Here is a 19221-nt window from a genome sequence, read left to right on the forward strand (position 1 = left end):
CACGCTCCCGGGCGCCACGCCGCTGTGGGCGGGCGCCGCTCGGGAGCTGTCGTGTCGCTCACCGGTTCCGGCCCTGTCTCGGCCCGGCTACGGCGAAAGTCTTCTGGTCGATGCGCCGACCGGCACGGCCGGACCCGAGTGGCTCTTGGGCCCCGGACAGTCGGTGGCGCAGCAACGGCATCGCTAGACGGCGATCTCCGGCACCGCCGCGGTCCGCTGGGCAGCGTCGCGGTCGGGCGCGAACGGATCGGTCACCGTGCCGGTCTCCTCATCGAGCGGCCCCTGCGCCAGCCTGGTCACCGCTACGGGGACCGGCGGCGCCAGGTCGGCCGTAGCTCGGAGACCGGACAGGACGTCGTCGGGTCGCACGGCAGGGGTGAGATGCCGTACTACCAGGCGCAGTATCGCACAAGGGCGTGCCTCGGGCCCATCGGACCCGCCCGCCGTGACCGTGAGCCGGGCCACGGCGGCCCTGGCGTCGAAGGTGCGGATGCCCTTCTTGGTCTGGCGGCGCACCGCGACGCTGCCGGCGGCGAGGAAGGCGCGCACGGCGCGTTCCGCCTCCGCCGGGTCGACGCCGTCGAGCCGCAGCTCCCAGTGGGAGGCCTGCAGCGATTCGGCGAAGTCGGGGGTGCGGGCCTCGACGGCCTCGACGACATCGAGGCCGGGCGGCAGCGACTCGTTCAGCCGCGCCCGCAGCGTCTCGGGGTCGCGCGGCTGCGCCAGGGCGATCTCCAGGTACTCCGCTTCGCTGGCGGTGCCGGTGGGTGCGGCGCCCGCGTAGGAGACCCGGGGATGGGGGGTGAACCCCGCGGAGTACGCCATGGGCACCTCCGACCGCCGCAGCGCGCGCTCGAAGGCACGCTGGAAGTCGCGGTGACTGGTGAACCGCAGGCGGCCACGCTTGGCGTAGCGCAGCCTGATCCGCTGCACCGTGGGCGCAGGCGGCGGACCTGCGGGTTGTCGCTTGCCCAGTGTCTTTCGTCCCTTGTACGAACCCGGGGCCCGGCTGAGCGGGCCGTTGCTTGTCTTCCAGGTTACGTGCCTTCGGTGCGAATCCAGTAGCGCAGCTTGTCCCCTCTCCGATCCTCGAAGACTCCTCCGTTCGCCTCGATGACCTTGCGGGAGGCCACGTTGTCGTGGTCGCAGGTGAGCAGCACGGGGTCGAGGCCCAGGTCGCGGGCGACGGGGAGGGCGGCGCGGAGCATGGATGTGGCATGGCCGCGGCGGCGGGCGGAGGGGCGTACGTCGTAGCCGATGAGGCCGCCCCACTCCAGCAGCCGGGGCGTCAAGCGGTGGCGTATGGAGAGGCGGCCGAGGAAGGTCTCGCGCCGCTCGCCCTCGACGTACCAGAGGGTGGTGGTCGGCACCCAGCCCTCCGGCCGGGGGCCGTCCTCCCTGGCCTGGGCCCGGACGCTCTCGACGTACTCGGCGAAGGCCTCGGGGTCCTGCCACCGCGCGCCGAAGCGGCTGATGTCCCATCCCAGCATCGAGTCGTCCCCGGTCAGGCCCCGCCCCTCGGACTGGAACTCCTTGACCGCGTCGAGGAAGGAGGCGTGGACGGCGATGGTGGGTGGGATCAGCTCCGGCATCGGCCCATTCTCCGCCGGGTGCCGGGTCCCGGGCCACCGGATTCGGCGCCCCGTCCGGCGTCAGTCGGCGCTGCCGGGCGCGGCGAGCCAGCGGGTCCGGAGGCCGGCGTGTTCGGCGAGGGTCTCGAAGGCGGCGTCGTAGTGCAGGACGGTGAGCTGGTGGTGGCGGGCGGTCGCCGCGACGAGCAGCTGCCCCAGGCCGGCGGAGCGGTGGCAGCCGTTCTCCGACAGGGCGAGCTGGAGGCGGGTCAGCTCCTGCCAGGCCTGCTCGGGCACGGGGATGCGGGCGTAGAGGCCGCCCAGGTGCCGGGCGAACGCCGTGAGCTCCTGGTGCGAACGCGCGGCGCGCAGGATCTCGATCTCGGTGGGCTCGCAGAGGGCGACCCGCCCGGCCTCCAGATCCTCCTCCCAGCGCTCGCGGAGCCGGGGGCGCAGGATGCGGGCGTGGGCCGAGGCATCGATGAGGTACTGCTCGGGGCTGGGGCTGGGACTGGTCGCGGTCACCGGGCGCCGCTCCCCGCCTCGGGGGGCGGGCCGAGCAGGGCGTCGAAGGCGCCGTCCTCCGCCATCCTGGTCAGCTCCTCCAGGGCCCGCCGGCGGCGGGCGCGCGCGCCCGTCTCCCGCAGGGCGGCGTTGACGGTGTCCTTCTTCGTCCTGGTGCCCAGGATCTCCGCCGCGTCCGCCAGTGCCTCGTCATCGATGTCGATCACGGTCTTGGACATGCGCACCACGATATACGCGGCACCTCAGCGCAGAAACATTCCTGCACATCACCCGATCGTGCGATTACGTGATCACCGTCAGCGGCAGCAGCTTCTTGCCCGTGGGGCCGATCTGGATGTCCGTCCCCATCTGCGGGCATACGCCGCAGTCGAAGCAGGGGTTCCAGCGGCAGTCCCCGACCTCGGTCTCGTCGAGGGCGTCCTGCCAGTCCTCCCAGAGCCAGTCCTTGTCGAGGCCGGAGTCGAGGTGGTCCCAGGGGAGCACCTCCTCGTGGCCGCGCTCGCGCGTCGTATACCAATCGACGTCCACGCCGCATATATCAAGAGCTGGCTTCGAGCACTCCATCCAGAGCTCGTACGAGAAATACTCGCGCCAGCCGTCGAAGCGCCCGCCCGCCTCGTACACGGCGCGGATGACGTCGCCGATCCGGCGGTCGCCGCGCGAGAGGAGGCCCTCGACGACGCCGGGCTTGCCGTCGTGGTAGCGGAAGCCGATGGAGCGGCCGTACCGCTTGTCCGCGCGGATGGCGTCGCGCAGCCTGGCCAGGCGGGCGTCGGTCTCCTCCGCCGAGAGCTGCGGGGCCCACTGGAAGGGGGTGTGCGGCTTGGGCACGAAGCCGCCGATGGAGACGGTGCAGCGGATGTCGTTGGCGCCGGAGACCTCGCGGCCCTTGGCGATGACCTTCGTGGCCAGCTCCGCGATCTGGAGGACGTCCTCGTCGGTCTCGGTCGGCAGGCCGCACATGAAGTAGAGCTTCACCTGCCGCCAGCCGTTGCCGTACGCGGTGGCGACGGTGCGGATCAGGTCCTCCTCCGTCACCATCTTGTTGATCACCTTGCGGATCCGCTCGCTGCCGCCCTCGGGGGCGAAGGTCAGGCCGGAGCGGCGGCCGTTGCGGGTGAGCTCGTTGGCGAGGTCGATGTTGAAGGCGTCGACCCGGGTGGAGGGCAGCGACAGGCCCACCTTCTCGTCCTCGTACCGGTCGGCCAGGCCCCTGGTGATGTCGGCGATCTCGCTGTGATCGGCGGAGGACAGCGACAGCAGCCCGACCTCCTCGAAGCCGGTGGACCTGAGGCCCTTCTCGACCATCTCGCCGATGCCGGTGATCGAGCGCTCCCGCACCGGGCGGGTGATCATGCCCGCCTGGCAGAAGCGGCAGCCGCGGGTGCAGCCCCGGAAGATCTCCACCGACATCCGCTCGTGCACGGTCTCGGCGAGCGGCACGAGGGGCTTCTTCGGGTACGGCCACTCGTCGAGGTTCATCACGGTGTGCTTGGCGACGCGCCAGGGCACCCCGGAGCGGTTCGGCACGACGCGGGAGATGCGGCCGTCGGGCAGGTACTCCACGTCGTAGAAGCCGGGCACGTACACCCCGCCGGTCCCGGCCAGGCGCAGCAGCAGCCCCTCGCGGCCGCCCGGGCGGCCCTCGCGCTTCCAGGCGCGGATCAGCTCGGTGATCTCCAGCACGGCCTGCTCGCCGTCGCCGATGACGGCGGCGTCGATGAAGCCGGCGATGGGCTCGGGGTTGAACGCCGCGTGGCCGCCGGCGATGACCAGCGGGTGGTCGTCGGTGCGGTCCTTGGCGTCCAGCGGGATGCCGGCCAGGTCGAGGGCGGCCAGCAGGTTGGTGTAGCCGAGCTCGGTGGCGAAGGAGACGCCGAGCACGTCGAAGGCGCCGACGGGGCGGTGGGCGTCCACCGTGAACTGCGGGACGCCGTGCTCGCGCATCAGCCGCTCGAGGTCCGGCCAGACGCTGTAGGTGCGCTCGGCGAGGACGCCCTCGCGCTCGTTCAGCACCTCGTAGAGGATCATGACGCCCTGGTTGGGCAGCCCCACCTCGTACGCGTCCGGATACATCAACGCCCAGCGGACATCGCAGGCGTCCCAGTCCTTGACGGTGGAGTTGAGCTCCCCGCCGACGTACTGGATCGGCTTCTGGACGTGCGGGAGGAGGGCCTCCAGGCGCGGGAAGACCGATTCGACAGGCATAAGCAGTCAGCCTACTCGCTGGCAGCCGCTGGCTCAGAGGGTGTTCAGAGCGTGCTCAGATCGGCAGCCGCGCCAGGGTCTCCTCGCTGGCAGCCGCCAGCGCGGCCTCGCGCTCGTGCAGCACGCCGTAGCTGAAGGACGGCTCGCCCGCCCGCTGCGCCACGCTCGCGATCCGCAGCAGCGCCTCGCGGGCCATCACGCTGTCCTGGTGCTCGCCGAGCACCTGCTGCACCTCGGTGAACCGGGCTATCTGGGCCTTGGCGGGCTTGCCGAGGGCCTTGCGGGAAGCCTCGGCGGCGTACCGGGCGCGCTTGGCGGCCTTGCGCGCCGTGTGGAGGGCGGCGTCGCGCTCCGGGCCGGGCGGCAGGGCGAGGGCGGCGTCGACGCGGGCGACCAGCCGCCGCCGGTCGCGGCGTACGGCTTCGTCGAGTTCCTCGCGGGCGGGCCGCCTGGCGCCCTTGCGCATTCGGCAGCCGTCGATGAGGGCGGCGTCCAGGGCGTCGAGGAGGGCGAGGTACTTCTCGCTGTCGAGCACGGCGAGCAGGCTCTTGCGGGTGCCGGCGCGGTGGGTGCGGGTGACCGTGTGCAGGCGCCGCTGGAGGGGGCCGCGCCGGAGCTGGGAGGGCAGCTCGGCGACGCGGGCGCCGAGGCGGTCGGCCAGCACCTCGCGGTCGCGGTCGGCGCCGAGTTCGGCGGCGAGCCAGCGCAGCCCGTCGGCGAGGCTCCCGGTGACGCCGGGGTGCCAGACGGTGGAGAAGGTGCGGAAGCAGGAGCGGAGGCGGCGGGTGACGACGCGCATCTGGTGGACGGCGTCGGGCTGTTCGCGGCGCACGGCGGGGTCGAGCTCGACGAGGGCGCGCAGCTGGCGGCGGGCGTACGCCAGCACGTGGGCGCCGGCGGTCCCGGCGGGCAGCGTGAGGACGCGGCGGGCCGCCGGCTCGGCGCCGGTCTCGGCGAGGGCGCGCCGCAGCTTGGAGGGGTGGGCGGAGCGGGCCAGGCCGGCGTCGGCGAGGCGTTCCTCCACGGCGTCGAGAACGCCGGGGTCGGCGCCGTCGGCCAGCTCGACCTCGATCTCGGTCCAGCGCGCGGTGTGTTCGGCGGGCGCGGAGGTGACCTCCTCGAGGGCCTCCCCGTCATCGGCGTGGTCGGGGACGGGTTCCACGCGCTCGGCCGTGACCCGGTCGACGGCGAGCTCGGCGAGCACCCGGCCGCCGGCGTCGAGCAGGTCGCGCCGGTCGCGCTCGGTGCGCAGCGTGAGGAGGGGGAGAAGCTCCTCGCGGCGGATCCGGGAGCGGACCAGGCCGGCGAGCGACTTGGGAAGCGTGGCGCCGAGGGGGGCGTGGATCTCCTCCCTGACGCCGTCGGCGAGGGGGAGCTTGAGGTGCCAGCCGGCGTCGTCGCCGCCGGTGCGGCGGCGCAGCGTGATGCCGTCGGCGGCCAGGCGCCGGCCCGGGGTGTCGTAGTACACGGCCTCCAGGTGCGCGGTGTCGCGCTCGCGGAGGGTGGCGACGGGCCCTGCGCCGGCGAGGGCGGTGGTGAGGGCGGCGGTCAGGTCGGGGGGCGGGGAGGCGGCGGTCTCGTACTTCCGCTCGGTCTCGGTGCTGCTCCTCAGAGCCGTCGCGGTCCCCATGCTGGCCTCCCTCAGCAATCGACCCGCGTCCACATTCCATACACGGGTCGTTTACCAACAGGATACTCAGGCGGAGAGGGGGCGTTTCATGCGTACCGATTGGAGCAGGCCGATGGCTATCCAGGAGGCGAACATCGAGGTGCCGCCGTAGGAGAGGAACGGCAGCGGCACCCCGGCGACGGGCATGATGCCCAGGGCCATGCCGATGTTCTCGAAGCACTGGAAGGCGAACCAGGCGACGATACCCGCGGCGATGATCGTGCTGTACAGGTCGGAGGCGCCGCGGGCGATACGCAGGGCGCGCCAGAGCACGATGCCGATCAGCAGGACGATGGCGCCCGCGCCGACGAAGCCGAGCTCCTCCCCGGCGACGGTGAAGATGAAGTCGGTCTGCTGCTCGGGCACGAACTGGCCGGTGGTCTGGGTGCCTTGGAAGAGGCCCTTGCCGAACAGGCCGCCCGAGCCGATGGCGATCCTGGCCTGGTTGGTGTTGTATCCGGCCCCGGCCGGGTCGAGGGAGGGGTTGACGAAGGCGCCGAAGCGGTCGAGCTGGTACTGGTCGAGGATGCCGAGCGCCCACACCAGCACGGCGCCCGCCGCGCCCGCCACGATCAGGCCGATGGACCAGCCGAGCGCGGCGCCGGAGGCGAGCAGTACGCCGAGGATGACGACGGATATCACCATGGCCATGCCCATGTCGTCGACGACGACGATGGCGAGCGGCACGGCGGCCAGGGCGAGCGCCTGGATCACGGCCCGCGCCCCCGGGTAGACGCGGTCCCCGGCATCGACCTGGGCGGCGAGGACCAGCGCCATGGCGAGGATGATCCCGAGCTTGGCGAACTCGCCGGGCTGCAGGGTGTAGCTGCCGATCGCCAGCCACGCGCGCTGGCCGTTGATCTCCGTGCCGAGCGGGCTGTAGACCGCCAGGATCGCGAGGATCGAGAAGGCGTAGTAGACGGGAACGCCGCTGCGCAGCCGGTGGTGGCCGAGCCACATCACGGCGGCGGTCAGGACGACGCCGACGCCGAGGTTGATGATCTGCCGGACCAGGAAGAACTGCGGGTCGCCGTTGTTGATGTCGTCGCGGTTGCGGGTGGCGGACCACACCAGCAGGCAGCCCATCACCGACAGGGCCGTGGCGGCCAGCAGCAGGAGCCAGTCGACGCGGCGGAGCAGCGAGTCGCGGGCTATGAGCCGGCGCCAGGCGCCGCGGTCGGGCCCGAGGCGCCGGTCGATGGTCAGGGTGTGGACGCTCATCGCTCTCTGTTCCGCCGCTCCGTGGTCCGCCGCTCTGCTCCGCCGCCGGCCGCTACTGTGTCTCCGAGGTGAGGTTCACGTCGAAGTCCTCGTCGCGCTGGGGCACGATCGTGCCGGTCTCGTCGATCTCGGGGAGCTGCCGCTGCGGCTCGGGCAGCAGCGCGCGGTCCTCGTGGATCGAGCCGTCCTCGCCGACGCCGTACAGCGCCTCGTAGATGTTGCGCACGTACGGGCCGGAGGCGCCGGAGCCGGTGCCGGCCTGGGAGATCGTCATCACCACGGTGTACTCGTCGGAGAACGTCGCCAGCCAGGAGTCGGTCTGCTGGTCGCCGTACCCCTCGGCCGTGCCGGTCTTGGCGTGCAGCGGGATCTCGTCCTGCGGCCATCCGAGGAACCGCCAGTCGGCGCTGCCGGTCTCGACCACGGACTGGGTGGCGGCCTGGAGGTCGCGGATGGTGCCGTCGTCGGTCGGGAGCTGACCGGCCACGGTGGGCGCGATCTCCTCCACCCGCCGCCCGTCCGGGCTGACGACGGCCTTGCCGACCGTCGGCTCGTACAGGGTGCCGCCGTTGCCGATGGCGGCGTAGATGGTGGCGAGCTGGATGGGGGTGACCAGCACGTCGCCCTGGCCGATCGAGAAGTTCAGCATGTCACCGGCACGCATCCGCATGCCCTCCGTGCAGTTCTCGCGGGCGACCTGCGCCTCGTAGTCCTGCCGGTCGGAGTCGGCGATCTCGCACCAGGTGTCCTTGTTGGTCTCCCAGTAGTCCTGCTTCCACTCGCGGTCGGGGATGCGGCCCGACGCCTCGTCGGGCAGGTCGATGCCGGTCGGCTTGCCGAGGCCGAAGCCGTGGGCGGTCTCGAACAGCCAGTCGTCCGGGTTCTTCACGGGCTCTATCCCGCCGTCGTCCTGCCACATCTGGTGGGCGATGCCGAAGAAGACGGTGTTGCAGGAGACCTCGATCGCCTGGGCCAGGGTGATCGGGCCGTACGCCGAGGACTCGAAGTTGTCGAAGGACTGGCCGCCGATGTTGTAGGAGGAGCCGCAGTTGTAGGTGCTGTCCCAGTCGAAGCCGGCGTTAACCGCGGCGGTGGCGGAGACCACCTTGAAGGTGGAGCCGGAGGGGCCCTGCCCCTGGATGGCGCGGTTGAGCAGCGGGTCGTTGGCGTCCTCGCCGGTCAGCCGGGCGTAGTCGGCGGTGGAGATGCCGCCGACCCACACGTTGGGGTCGTAGTCCGGGTACGACGCCATCGCCACCACGCGGCCGGTGTCGTTCTCCAGCACGATGGCGGCGCCGGAGTCGGCCTCGTAGTCGCGGCCGGTGATGTCGTCGTGCTCGGTGCGGGCGAACTCGATGGCGCTCCGCAGCTCGTTCTCGACGACGGCCTGGACGCGCGAGTCGATGCTGGTGACGACGCTCGACCCGGCCTGCGGGGCCTGGCTGACGGACTCGTCCAGCACCCGGCCGAACCGGTCCACCTCGTAGTCGGTGACGCCCGCCTCGCCGCGCAGCCAGCTGTCGTAGAAATTCTCCAGGCCCGAGCGGCCGATCTGGTCGGAACGCAGCAGCGGCGAGTCGCCGTTCTCGGAGGCGGCGACCTCCTCGTCGGTGACCGGGCCGAGGTACCCCAGCACCTGGGAGGTGGTCGCGCCGTACGGCGAGGGGTAGCGGCGCACGGCGGTGGGCTCCGCGGTGATGCCTGGGAAGTCCTCGGCGCGCTCGCGGATCTGCAGTGCCTGCTGCGTGGTGGCCTCGTCGGTGATCGGGATGGGCTGGTAGGGCGAGCCGTTCCAGCAGGGCTGCGGGGTCTCGGAGTCGCACAGCCGCACCTGGTTGGTGACCTCCTCGACCTTCATGCCGAGCAGCTCCGCGAGGTCGGCGAGGACGGCCGCGCCGTCGTCCGGCTGCCGCAGCAGCTCGGTGCGGTCGGCGGTGACGACCAGGCGTGTCTCGTTGTCCGCGATGGGAACGCCGCGCGCGTCCAGGATCGCCCCGCGCACGGCCGGCTGCACGACCTGCTGGACGTGGTTGCCGGTGGCCTCCTCCGCGAACTCCTCGCCTTGTCTGATCTGCAGGTACCACAGCCGGCCGCCGAGGGTGAGCAGCAGCGAGAAGACGAGTATCTGGATGACGACGAGCCTGATGGTGATCCGGGATGTCCTGCCGGTCTCCGGGATGTTCGTCACAGCGCTTCCCCGTTCGCCCCGCCGCGGCAGCGGCTATCGATACAGCCGCCCGCGCGGCGAAGGTGCGGCTTCAGTGTCGTCTGCGGCCGGGTGGCCGCGCGTGCGTCGCTCACAATCGCTTGACCCCCTTGATGCGTCCGGCCCGGCCGCGGGCGGAGCGGCTGAGCAGTGTGGAGCGAGAGGCGCTGCCGCCGGCCCGTCCGTAGCGGCTGCGGCGGGGCGCGCGGCTGCGGCTGCGGCTGCGGCCGCGCATCCGCAGCCCGGTGCCGGAGCCGAGCCAGGCGACGGCGGCCTCGCCGCCCGCCGCCGAGCCCGAGCTGCTCTCGCCGGCCAGCGGATCGCTCTCCAGCTTCCTGGCCAGGCCCATGATCAGCGGCACGGTGAACGGGGCGAGCAGCAGGTCGTAGATGGTGGCGGTGAACAGCAGGCTGGACAGGCCCACGTCGCGGGCGGCGGTGTCGCCGACGAGGGCGCCGACGCCGGCGTAGAGCAGGGTGGAGCTGGCCGCGCCGCAGGCCACGACCAGCATCGGCACGGTGGCCGAGCGGTGCTGGCCCGTCTCGGGCTTGGTGAGCCCGGCGGCGTACCCGATGACGCACAGCACCAGGGCGTACCGGCCCACGGCGTGGTCGGCGGGCGGCGCGAGGTCGGCGAGCAGCCCGGCGAAGAAGCCGGTCAGCGCGCCGCCGACGTGCCCGTAGACCAGGGCGAGGGCGAGGACGGTCAGCAGGAGGAGGTCGGGGACGGCGCCGGGCAGCTGGAGGCGGGCCAGCACGGTGACCTGGAGGACCAGCGCCACGATCGCGAGGAGGGTGGCGAGCACGGTGCGGGACAGGCGCATCGGTCAGCTCCTCAGTTCCTGGTGGCGGGGTCGTCGGCGTCGGCGTCCGTGTCCGTGTCCGTGTCCGCGGCATCCTGGCCGGCCCCGGCGTTACGCCGCGCCTGCGGCTCCGCGGAGGGCTGCGGCGAGGGGTCGCGGTCCTCGGGGATGGGCGGCAGCACCATGTCGCGCGGGTTGTCGTTCGGCGGCTGGATGACGACGCCGACGATGTCGAGCTGGGTGAACGCCGCGTAGGGGCGGACCTCGACGGTGCGGGTCAGGTCCCCTGCGCTGCGGTCCACGCTCACCACCTCGCCGACCGGCACGCCGGGGACGAACGGCTCGTTGTTCTGCGAGCCGTAGGTGACCATCCGGTCGCCGACCTTGACCTCGGCCTGGTGGTTGAGCAGCTCGACGTCGAGGGTGTTGTCGCCGCGGCCGTTGGCGAAGCCGATCTCCTCGGTGCCCTCCAGCCGGGTGCCGACGGTGAAGCTCGGGTCGTTGGCCAGCAGCACGGTGGCGGTGCCCGGGCCGACGGTGGTGACGCGGCCGACGAGGCCGTCGCCGTTGAGGACGGTCATGTCCTCGGAGACGCCGTCCTCGCTGCCCACGTCGATGGTGACGGTCCAGGAGAAGCCCTGGGAGGCGCCGATGGCGATGACCTGGGCGCCGACGATGCCGTACTGCCCGGCGCCGGCCGTGCCCAGCAGCTCCTCGACCTGGTCCATCCGGGAGTCGCGGAAGGACTCGCTGCCCAGCTCCATCCGCAGCTCGGCGTTCTCCTCCTCCAGCCGGCTGATCCGGTCGTGCCGGTCGCCGGACTCGCGGACGGCCGCTATGGCGTTGGCCACCGGGTCGACGCCTGAGGCGACGCCCTCCTCGATCGGGCCGAAGACCTCGGCGGCCGCCTCCCGGGCTCCGTCGAGCGGGGAGTCCTCTCCGCTGCGCATATCCACCGTGATCAGCGCGAATGCGATGGATACCAGCAGGATGAGAAGCAGCCGGCTCTCTCGGGTGTCCCTCACGTGCGGCGGCCGTGCCTTTCTGGGATCTGAGCGTGGGTGCGGGTCGCGGGTGTTGGGATTGTTCTGCTAGCGATCCGCCGCGTGGATTGGTGTCCCCGGTCTCCCCGGTCCTCCTCCACGCGGCGGATCCGGGCCCTGACGCGTCGCCACGGGCCGCCGCGCCTACCGTCTGGGCTGGGCGTCGAGCACCTGCTGGAGTGCCTCGAACTCCTCCACGCACTTGCCGGAGCCGAGCGCGACCGAGTCCAGCGGGTCCTCAGCGATGTGGATCGGCATCCCGGTCTCGCGGCGCAGGCGTTCGTCCAGGCCGCGCAGCAGCGCGCCGCCGCCGGTCAGGACGATGCCGCGGTCCATGACGTCGCCGGACAGCTCCGGCGGGCACTTGTCGAGCGTCGTCTTCACCGCGTCCACGATGGCGTTGACCGGCTCCTCCATGGCCCGGCGGACCTCGGCGGAGGAGATCACCACCGTCTTGGGGAGCCCGCTGACCAGGTCGCGGCCGCGGATCTCGGTGTGCTCGTCGGCGTCCATCTCGTACGCGGAGCCGATGGTGATCTTGATGCTCTCGGCGGTGCGCTCGCCCAGCAGAAGGCTGTACTCCTTCTTGATGTGCTGGATGATCGCGTTGTCCAGCTCGTCGCCCGCGACGCGGATCGACTGCGCTGTGACGATTCCTCCGAGGGAGATCACGGCGACCTCGGTGGTGCCGCCGCCGATGTCCACCACCATGTTGCCGGTGGCCTCGTGGACCGGCAGGCCCGAGCCGATGGCGGCTGCCATGGGCTCCTCGATGATGTGCACCTGGCGGGCGCCGGCCTGCGTGGACGCCTCGATCACGGCGCGGCGTTCGACGCCGGTGATGCCGGAGGGCACGCAGATCACGACTCGCGGCCGGGCCAGGTACCGGCGTTTGTGGATCTTGAGGATGAAGTAGCGCAGCATCCGCTCGGTGATCTCGAAGTCGGCGATGACGCCGTCCTTGAGCGGGCGCACGGCCACGATGTTGCCGGGGGTCCGGCCGATCATCTTCTTCGCTTCGGCGCCGACCGCGAGAATGCCACCGGTGTTGGTGTTGATGGCGACGACCGACGGTTCGTTGAGGACGATGCCGCGACCCCTGACGTACACCAGCGTATTGGCCGTCCCGAGGTCGACTGCCATGTCACGGCCGATGAACGACATACTGTTCGCCATAGAGAAACATCTGGCCTTCCAGCTGGATCGATGCGTGCAGGGAGGTCGGCTCGTGTGCGATGAACGTGCGCGTGAGCGGCAATGCCATCGTATCCACGGCCGGTCGAGCGCGGAGCGCCGGAGCGCCGCATTCCTCAATTGTCGGGGGAACCCTGCTCGGCCTCCATCATGGTGACGTCGTGTTCGGGTGAAGGGTTCCCTCGTTCGACTGTACATACCGGGATGGAGCAGCCCAATCGGCCGAGTGAACGCCGGATGACGGGGCGTCAGCCGGGAAGGCTGGGCAGATTGGGGAAGAAGATCTCCAGCTCGCGCGCGGCGGACTTCTCGGAGTCGGAGGCGTGGATGAGGTTCTCGCGCACGCTGGTGCCGTAGTCGCCGCGGATGGAGCCGGGGGCGGCGGCGATGGAGTCGGTGGCGCCGGCGAGCGCCCTCATCCCCTCGATGACGCGCTCGCCCTCGACGGCCATCACCACGCTGGGGCCCGAGGACATGAACTCCAGCAGCGGCTCGTAGAACGGCCGCCCGGCGTGCTCGGCGTAGTGCTGCCGCAGCGTCTCGCGGTCGAGGGTGCGCAGTTCGAGAGCCGTGATCCGCCAGCCGGCCTTCCTCTCGACGCGGCCGACGATCTCGCCGATCAGACCCCTGCTGACCGCGTCCGGCTTGAGGAGGACAAGGGTGCGCTGGCGCTCGGTCATCGCGGGTGACTCCTGGGAGAGGGGGGAGGGACGGGACGCACCCTATCGGGCGGGGCGGCCGGTCACCGCAAGGGGGTTTGCTCCCTGGCGGTCAGGGCGTCACGGGGCGGAGTCGACGGAGTCGGCGGGGTCGGCGTCGGCCGTCTGCGCGGCGTGGGCCGCCCTGAAGGCGTCGACCTGGCCGCCGAAGTGGACGGAGGCGCCCCACAGCGCGGCGAAGGCGGCGCCGATCAGGAACATCACGGGGACGACGAAGCCGCTGGCGATGAGGCCGATCTGGAGCGCCCAGCCGAACGGCACCGTGCCGGGGCGGCCGACCAGGCCGGACAACAGCAGGCACAGCACCATGGCCGTGCCGCTGACCGCCCAGACGGCGCCGGTGGACGCGTCGGACAGCCGCGTGGCCACCAGGGCGGCCAGGCCGATGATGATGAACTCGCTCAGCAGCGTGGTGGCGCAGAGGGTGCGCATCAGCGGCCACCGCCCAGCAGCAGGCGGGCCTCGCCGGCGGTGATGACCGAGCCGGTCACCAGCACGCCGGCGCCGGCGTACTCGTGCTCCTCCTCGGCCAGCGCGGTGGCGGCGTCGAGCGCGTCGTCGAGGCGCGGCTCGACCTGGACCCGCTCCTCGCCGAAGATCTCGACGGCCAGGCCGGCCAGCTCGTCGACGTCCATGGCGCGGTGGAAGGAGTTCCGCGTGACCACGATCTCGGCCATCAGCGGCTCGAACGCCTCCAGCAGGCCACGCACGTCCTTGTCGGCGCTGGTGCCGACGACGCCGATGAGGCGGCTGAAGCCGAACGCCTCGGAGACGGCGGCGGCCGTGGCGCGGGCCCCGGCCGGGTTGTGGGCGGCATCGAGGATCACCGTGGGGCTGGTGCGCACCACCTCGAGGCGCCCCGGCGAGGTGACGGTGGCGAAGGCCTGCCGGACCACCTCGGGGTCGAGGGTGCGCTCGGGCCGGTCGGCGCCGACGCCGAAGAACGCCTCGACCGCGGCGAGCGCGACGGCGGCGTTGTGCGCCATGTGCTCGCCGTGCAGCGGCAGGAAGACGTCCGGGTACTCGCCGGCGAGCCCGCGGAGGGTGAGGAGCTGGCCGCCCACCGCGACCTCGCGGGCCATCACGCCGAACTCCAGGCCCTCGCGGGCGACGGTGGCGTCGACCTCGGCCGCGCGGCGGAGCACCACGGCGGCGGCCTCGACGGGCTGCTGGGCGAGGATGACCGTGGCGCCGGGCTTGACGATGCCGGACTTCTCGGTGGCGATCTGCTCGGGGGTGGTGCCCAGCCGGTTGGTGTGGTCCAGGTCGATGGGGGTGACGACCGCGACCCGGGCGTCGATGACGTTGGTGGCGTCCCAGGTGCCGCCCATGCCGACCTCGACGACCGCCACGTCGACGGGGGCGTCGGCGAAGGCGGCGTACGCCATGCCCGTGAGGACCTCGAAGAACGACAGGCGGTGCTGCTCGCGGGCGTCGACCAGCTCGACGTACGGCTTGACCTCCTCGTAGACCTCGACGAACCGCTCGGCCGGGATGGGGGCGCCGTCCAGGCTGATGCGCTCGGTGATCGACTGAAGGTGCGGGCTGGCGTACCGGCCGGTGCGCAGCTCCATGGCGGTGAGCAGCGCCTCGATCATGCGGGCGGTGCTGGTCTTGCCGTTGGTGCCGGTGACGTGGATGGCCGGGAAGCTGTGCTGCGGCTCGCCGAGCACGTCCATCAGGGCGCGGATGCGGACCACGGAGGGGTCGAGCTTGGTCTCGCCCCAGCGCTTGGAGAGCTCGGTCTCGACGTCGCGCAGGGCGCGGTCGGTCTCGGGGTCGGCGGGGCGGGAGGGGACCTCGGCGGTGGGCCGTGCCCCGGCCTGGGCGCGGAGGGTGCGGCTGCCCGCCTCGATCGCCGCCAGATCGGGATCGCGGTCCTGCTCGGCGGCGACGATCTCCTCGAACTCGTCGGGATCTTCTCGGCGGCGGTCGGGCTCGGTCACCCGGCCAGTCTACGTTCCGGGCGGGGGACGCCGACGACCGCGCCCCACCCCGGGTGGGTGCCGGGGTGTGGGCGGCCGGGGTGTGGGCGGTGCCGGGGTCCGGGGCGCAGCCCCGGGACGCTCACGCCGGGAGGCGGTCCAGCTGCTCGCGGATGCGGGCGATGTCCGCCTCGGCCGTGTCGCGGCGCGTGCGGATCTTGGCGACGACGTGCTCCGGCGCCTTCGCGAGGAACGCCTCGTTGCCGAGCTTCGCCGTCGTCTGCGCCAGTTCCTTCTCCGCCGCCGCCAGGTCCTTCGTCAGCCGCCGCCGCTCGGCCGCGATGTCGATCGCGCCGGAGAGGTCGAGGGCGACGACCGCCCCCGGCACGGGCAGCGTCGCCGTGGCGGTGAAGCCCTCCCCCGGCTCGGTCAGGCGCAGCAGGGCGCGGATCGCGGGCTCGTGCGAGGGCAGGCCCGTCTCCTCGGCGAGGTCGAGGCGGGCCGGGACCCGCTGGGCCGGCTGGAGGCCCTGGTCGGCGCGGAACCGGCGGACCTCGGTGACGAGTTGCTGGACGCGGGCGATCTCCGCCTCGGCCGCGGCATCGCGGAATCCGGAGTCGCCCGGCCAGTCGGCGATCACGACGGACTCGCCGCCGGTGAGCGTGGTCCACAGCGCCTCGGTGACGAACGGCATCACCGGGTGCAGCAGCCGCAGCGTGACGTCGAGGACCTCGCCGAGGACGCGGCGGGCGACCTCGGCCGGGCGGCCCCCGGCGGCGAAGACCGGCTTGGACAGCTCGACGTACCAGTCGAAGACCTCGTCCCAGGCGAAGTGGAAGAGCGCGTCGCTGAGCTTGGCGAACTGGTAGTCCTCGTAGTAGGCGTCGGTCTCGGCGATGACCGAGTTGAGGCGGGAGAGGATCCAGCGGTCGGACGCCGACAGCTCCTCCGCCCCGGGCAGCGGGCCGGAGACCGTGGCGCCGTTGAGCAGCGCGAAGCGGGTGGCGTTCCAGATCTTGTTGGCGAAGTTCCGCGACGCCTGGACCCAGTCCTCGCCGATGGGGACGTCGATGCCCGGATTCGCGCCGCGCGCCAGCGTGAAGCGGACGGCGTCGGAGCCGTAGGCGTCCATCCAGTCGAGCGGGTTGACCGCGTTGCCGAAGGACTTCGACATCTTCTTGCCGAACTGGTCGCGGACCATGCCGTGGAGCGCGATGGTGTGGAACGGCACGACGCCGTCCATGGCGTACAGGCCGAACATCATCATCCTCACGACCCAGAAGAAGAGGATGTCGTACCCGGTGACCAGGACGGAGTTCGGGTAGAAGCGCGCCAAGGCCTCGGTGCGGTCCGGCCAGCCGAGGGTGGAGAAGGGCCACAGGCCGGAGGAGAACCAGGTGTCGAGGACGTCGGGGTCCTGGCGCCAGCCCTCGGCCTCGCCGCCGGGCGGCTGCTCGTCGGGGCCGACGCAGACGACCTCGCCGTCCGGCCCGTACCAGACGGGGATGCGGTGACCCCACCACAGCTGGCGCGAGATGCACCAGTCGTGCATGTTGTCCACCCACTCGAAGTACCGGGAGGACATCTCCTTGGGGTGGATGGCGACCCGGCCGTCGCGGACGGCGTCGCCCGCGGCCTTGGCGAGGGGGGCGACCCTGACCCACCACTGCATCGACAGGCGCGGCTCGATGGTGGTGCCGCAGCGGGAGCAGTGGCCGACGGAGTGGCGGTAGGGGCGCTTCTCGGCGACGACGCGGCCCTCGGCGCGCAGCGCGGCGACGACGGCGGAGCGCGCCTCCAGGCGGTCCAGGCCCTGGAACGGCCCGTGCGCGGTGATGACCGCGTGCTCGTCCATGATCGTGAGCTGCGGCAGGTCGTGGCGCCGCCCGATCTCGAAGTCGTTCGGGTCGTGGGCGGGGGTGACCTTGACCGCGCCGGTCCCGAACTCCGGGTCGACGTGCTCGTCGGCGACGACGGGGATGGTGCGGCCGGTCAGCGGCAGCGTGACGTGCTTGCCGACGAGGTGGGCGTAGCGCTCGTCGTCGGGGTGGACGGCGACGGCGGTGTCGCCGAGCATCGTCTCGGCGCGGGTGGTGGCGACGACGACCGCGTCATCGCCGTCCCCGTACCTGAGGGAGACCAGCTCGCCGTCGTCCTCCTGGTACTCCACCTCGATGTCGGAGATCGCGGTGAGGCAGCGCGGGCACCAGTTGATGATGCGCTCGGCGCGGTAGATGAGGCCGTCGTCGTAGAGCCGCTTGAAGATGGTCTGGACGGCGCGGGAGAGGCCCTCGTCCATGGTGAAGCGGTCGCGGGACCAGGCGACGCCGTCGCCGAGCCGCCGCATCTGCCCCTGGATCTGGCCGCCGGACTCCGCCTTCCACTGCCAGACGCGCTCGACGAACGCCTCGCGGCCCAGGTCGTGCCGGGACTTGCCCTCCTTGGCCAGCTCGCGCTCGACGACGTTCTGCGTGGCGATGCCGGCGTGGTCCATGCCGGGCTGCCACAGCGTCTCGTGCCCCTGCATGCGCTTGCGGCGCGTGACGGCGTCCATCAGCGTGTGCTCGAAGGCGTGGCCCAGGTGCAGGCTTCCGGTGACGTTCGGCGGCGGGATGACGATCGCGTACGGCGGCTTGTCGCTCTTCGCGTCCGCCTCGAAGTAACCGCGTTCTACCCAGCGCTCGTACAGCTTCTCCTCCACCTCGGCCGGCGCGTACTGCGTCGGCAGGTCTGCGGGGGCGCTGTGGTGCCCTGCTGTGGGCGGCTGAGTGTTGTCGGTCACGGCGCTCAGTGTAAGGCGCGGCGCGCGGTGGCTTCGAATCAGTTCCGCTCGGCTCCGGTCCCGAGGGCCTCGATGTACAAGGGCCATGTGGTCGGACAGGATGAGCGCAGCATTGCGATGGGACAGTTCCTGAGGGGAAGCCAATGAGCTACAACCAGCCGGGGCCGTACGGGCAGCAGCCCCCGAACCAGCCCGGCCCGTACGGGGCGCCGCCGCCGCAGGGGCCGCCTGCCGGCGGACCGAATCCGTACGCGCAGGGCGGCGCGCCCGGCGGTCCCCCGCCCGGCCCGCCGCCCGGGGGCAGCGGGTACGGCCATCCGCAGCAGCCGGGGCAGCCGGCGTACGGACAGCCGCAGCAGCCGGGGCAGCCGGCGTACGGACAGCCGCAGCAGCCGGGCCCCTACGGGCAGCAGCCCCCGCCGCCCGGGCAGATGCCGGGCCAGATGCCGTACGGCGCGCCGCCGCCTCCGCCGCAGGGCGGTGGGAGGAAGCGCGGCCTCGTCGTCGGGATCGCGATCGTCGCGGGGCTGGCGGTGATCGGTGGCGGGGCGTTCTTCCTGCTCAGTGGGGGCGACGACGGGCCGTACCGCATCAGCCTCCCGGAGACGACCGGCGAGTTCAACCTGCTGGAGAAGGGCACCGAGGAGTCGCCGTCGGAGAAGGAGCTTCGCGAGGCGGGGCTCTCGACGGACATGGAGAGTCAGAGCGGCCAGTACCTGAACTCCGACAAGAAGGCCTACGAGGACCAGGGAACCTGGGAGGACGGCAGCTCGATCCTCGGCGTGGTCGGCCTGTGGGGCGAGGTGGAGAACCCGGAGGCCAGCGTCGACGCGCTCTTCGCGCTGGCGACGGAGGAGGCCGAGCAGGAGGAGGACTCCGCCTTCGAGATGGTCGGCGAACCCGCCGACTACGGCTACTCCGGCGTGTCGCTCAAGTGCCAGGTCGGCCGGGGCACCGAGGAGGACCCGGACCTGGGCTACAGCCCGGAGACGACGCTGTGTGTGTGGGCCGACGACAGCACCGTCGGGCTGGTCTACTACGGCCCGCTGCCGAACATGCCGGAGGGCTGGGACCCGCAGTCCGGCCAGCCGCCGGGGCCGCTTGAGCAGCCGGAGGCGATCTCCACGGACCAGGCGGCGGAGTACACCAAGCAGCTGCGCGAGGACTCCATCCAGCCGGTGGAGGACGGCGGCGACAGCGGTGGCGGCAACGGCGGCGGCGAGGGCGGCGCCGACGACGGGGGCAACCTCGAGGACTTCGAGAACGGTCCCTGAGAGAACGGTCCCTGGCCGACGCCCGTCACGAACGCCGTGGGCCCGGAGCGCGATCGCGTTCCGGGCCCACGGCGTTCGTGAC

At 72.1% G+C, this 19221-nt stretch carries 16 protein-coding genes; 1 reads left to right on the plus strand and 15 read right to left on the minus strand.

Annotated elements, in window-relative coordinates:
• Window positions 1–183 precede the first annotated feature (183 nt).
• The 15 genes from ACTWQH_RS14985 to ACTWQH_RS15055 all read right to left on the minus strand — a co-directional run bounded on the left by ACTWQH_RS14985 (window position 184) and on the right by ACTWQH_RS15055 (window position 17865).
• The gene (locus tag ACTWQH_RS14985; RefSeq protein ID WP_443287013.1) at window positions 184–933 is read right to left on the minus strand and encodes a TIGR03936 family radical SAM-associated protein; all 750 of its coding nucleotides are present in this window, start codon (window positions 931–933) and stop codon (window positions 184–186) included.
• Window positions 934–1037: 104 nt separating this feature from the next.
• Window positions 1038–1592 (minus strand): GNAT family N-acetyltransferase, encoded by a 555-nt coding sequence (locus ACTWQH_RS14990; RefSeq protein WP_443287014.1) that lies wholly within the window; start codon window positions 1590–1592, stop codon window positions 1038–1040.
• A gap of 60 nt (window positions 1593–1652) precedes the next feature.
• Window positions 1653–2096, minus strand: a complete 444-nt coding sequence (locus ACTWQH_RS14995) for a PIN domain-containing protein (RefSeq protein WP_443287015.1) — start codon at window positions 2094–2096, stop codon at window positions 1653–1655.
• The gene (locus ACTWQH_RS15000; RefSeq protein ID WP_443287016.1) at window positions 2093–2314 is read right to left on the minus strand and encodes a type II toxin-antitoxin system VapB family antitoxin; all 222 of its coding nucleotides are present in this window, start codon (window positions 2312–2314) and stop codon (window positions 2093–2095) included. Before ACTWQH_RS15000 ends, ACTWQH_RS14995 begins: the two co-directional genes overlap by 4 nt.
• A gap of 64 nt (window positions 2315–2378) precedes the next feature.
• Window positions 2379–4304 (minus strand): TIGR03960 family B12-binding radical SAM protein, encoded by a 1926-nt coding sequence (locus tag ACTWQH_RS15005; protein ID WP_443287017.1) that lies wholly within the window; start codon window positions 4302–4304, stop codon window positions 2379–2381.
• A 55-nt stretch (window positions 4305–4359) separates the two neighbouring features.
• Entirely contained in the window at window positions 4360–5934 is a 1575-nt protein-coding gene (locus tag ACTWQH_RS15010; protein ID WP_443287018.1) for a CYTH and CHAD domain-containing protein, read from the minus strand.
• A gap of 66 nt (window positions 5935–6000) precedes the next feature.
• On the minus strand, window positions 6001–7194 hold the full coding sequence (locus tag ACTWQH_RS15015; protein ID WP_443287019.1) for an FtsW/RodA/SpoVE family cell cycle protein: 1194 nt from the start codon (window positions 7192–7194) through the stop codon (window positions 6001–6003).
• A gap of 52 nt (window positions 7195–7246) precedes the next feature.
• Window positions 7247–9382: a penicillin-binding protein 2 gene (mrdA, locus tag ACTWQH_RS15020; RefSeq protein WP_443287020.1), complete on the minus strand. Its 2136-nt coding sequence runs from the start codon at window positions 9380–9382 to the stop codon at window positions 7247–7249.
• A gap of 109 nt (window positions 9383–9491) precedes the next feature.
• On the minus strand, window positions 9492–10223 hold the full coding sequence (gene mreD, locus ACTWQH_RS15025; protein WP_443287021.1) for a rod shape-determining protein MreD: 732 nt from the start codon (window positions 10221–10223) through the stop codon (window positions 9492–9494).
• An 11-nt stretch (window positions 10224–10234) separates the two neighbouring features.
• A complete protein-coding gene (gene mreC / locus ACTWQH_RS15030) occupies window positions 10235–11227 on the minus strand; it encodes a rod shape-determining protein MreC (RefSeq protein WP_443287022.1) in 993 nt (330 codons plus the stop codon).
• Window positions 11228–11389: 162 nt separating this feature from the next.
• Window positions 11390–12409, minus strand: coding sequence for a rod shape-determining protein (locus ACTWQH_RS15035; RefSeq protein WP_443287053.1), 1020 nt, complete (start codon window positions 12407–12409; stop codon window positions 11390–11392).
• Between the two features lie 278 nt (window positions 12410–12687).
• A complete protein-coding gene (ndk, locus tag ACTWQH_RS15040) occupies window positions 12688–13119 on the minus strand; it encodes a nucleoside-diphosphate kinase (RefSeq protein WP_443287023.1) in 432 nt (143 codons plus the stop codon).
• 99 nt (window positions 13120–13218) lie between these two features.
• Complete coding sequence (locus tag ACTWQH_RS15045) at window positions 13219–13590, minus strand: DUF4233 domain-containing protein (RefSeq protein WP_443287024.1); 372 nt, start codon at window positions 13588–13590, stop codon at window positions 13219–13221.
• Window positions 13590–15104 (minus strand): bifunctional tetrahydrofolate synthase/dihydrofolate synthase, encoded by a 1515-nt coding sequence (gene folC / locus ACTWQH_RS15050; RefSeq protein ID WP_443287025.1) that lies wholly within the window; start codon window positions 15102–15104, stop codon window positions 13590–13592. Before folC ends, ACTWQH_RS15045 begins: the two co-directional genes overlap by 1 nt.
• A 121-nt stretch (window positions 15105–15225) precedes the next feature.
• On the minus strand, window positions 15226–17865 hold the full coding sequence (locus tag ACTWQH_RS15055; RefSeq protein WP_443287026.1) for a valine--tRNA ligase: 2640 nt from the start codon (window positions 17863–17865) through the stop codon (window positions 15226–15228).
• A gap of 143 nt (window positions 17866–18008) precedes the next feature.
• Between ACTWQH_RS15055 and ACTWQH_RS15060 the strand changes: the two genes are divergently transcribed.
• On the plus strand, window positions 18009–19139 hold the full coding sequence (locus tag ACTWQH_RS15060) for a hypothetical protein (RefSeq protein WP_443287027.1): 1131 nt from the start codon (window positions 18009–18011) through the stop codon (window positions 19137–19139).
• Window positions 19140–19221: the final 82 nt, after the last annotated feature.

The sequence above is a fragment of the Streptomyces sp. 6N223 genome (assembly GCF_052246635.1).
In the GTDB taxonomy this organism is placed as follows: Bacteria; Actinomycetota; Actinomycetes; order Streptomycetales; family Streptomycetaceae; genus Streptomyces.

What these genes read in the sequence shown, in the direction of transcription:
- ACTWQH_RS15010 (WP_443287018.1), bottom strand. Translation starts at nt 5,934, where the DNA reads ATGGGGACCGCGACGGCTCTGAGGAGCAGCACCGAGACCGAGCGGAAG.
- mreD (WP_443287021.1), bottom strand. Translation starts at nt 10,223, where the DNA reads ATGCGCCTGTCCCGCACCGTGCTCGCCACCCTCCTCGCGATCGTGGCG.
- ndk (WP_443287023.1), bottom strand. Translation starts at nt 13,119, where the DNA reads ATGACCGAGCGCCAGCGCACCCTTGTCCTCCTCAAGCCGGACGCGGTC.
- ACTWQH_RS15000 (WP_443287016.1), bottom strand. Translation starts at nt 2,314, where the DNA reads ATGTCCAAGACCGTGATCGACATCGATGACGAGGCACTGGCGGACGCG.
- ACTWQH_RS15035 (WP_443287053.1), bottom strand. Translation starts at nt 12,409, where the DNA reads ATGTCGTTCATCGGCCGTGACATGGCAGTCGACCTCGGGACGGCCAAT.
- ACTWQH_RS14990 (WP_443287014.1), bottom strand. Translation starts at nt 1,592, where the DNA reads ATGCCGGAGCTGATCCCACCCACCATCGCCGTCCACGCCTCCTTCCTC.
- ACTWQH_RS15060 (WP_443287027.1), top strand. Translation starts at nt 18,009, where the DNA reads ATGAGCTACAACCAGCCGGGGCCGTACGGGCAGCAGCCCCCGAACCAG.
- ACTWQH_RS15045 (WP_443287024.1), bottom strand. Translation starts at nt 13,590, where the DNA reads ATGCGCACCCTCTGCGCCACCACGCTGCTGAGCGAGTTCATCATCATC.
- ACTWQH_RS15015 (WP_443287019.1), bottom strand. Translation starts at nt 7,194, where the DNA reads ATGAGCGTCCACACCCTGACCATCGACCGGCGCCTCGGGCCCGACCGC.
- ACTWQH_RS15005 (WP_443287017.1), bottom strand. Translation starts at nt 4,304, where the DNA reads ATGCCTGTCGAATCGGTCTTCCCGCGCCTGGAGGCCCTCCTCCCGCAC.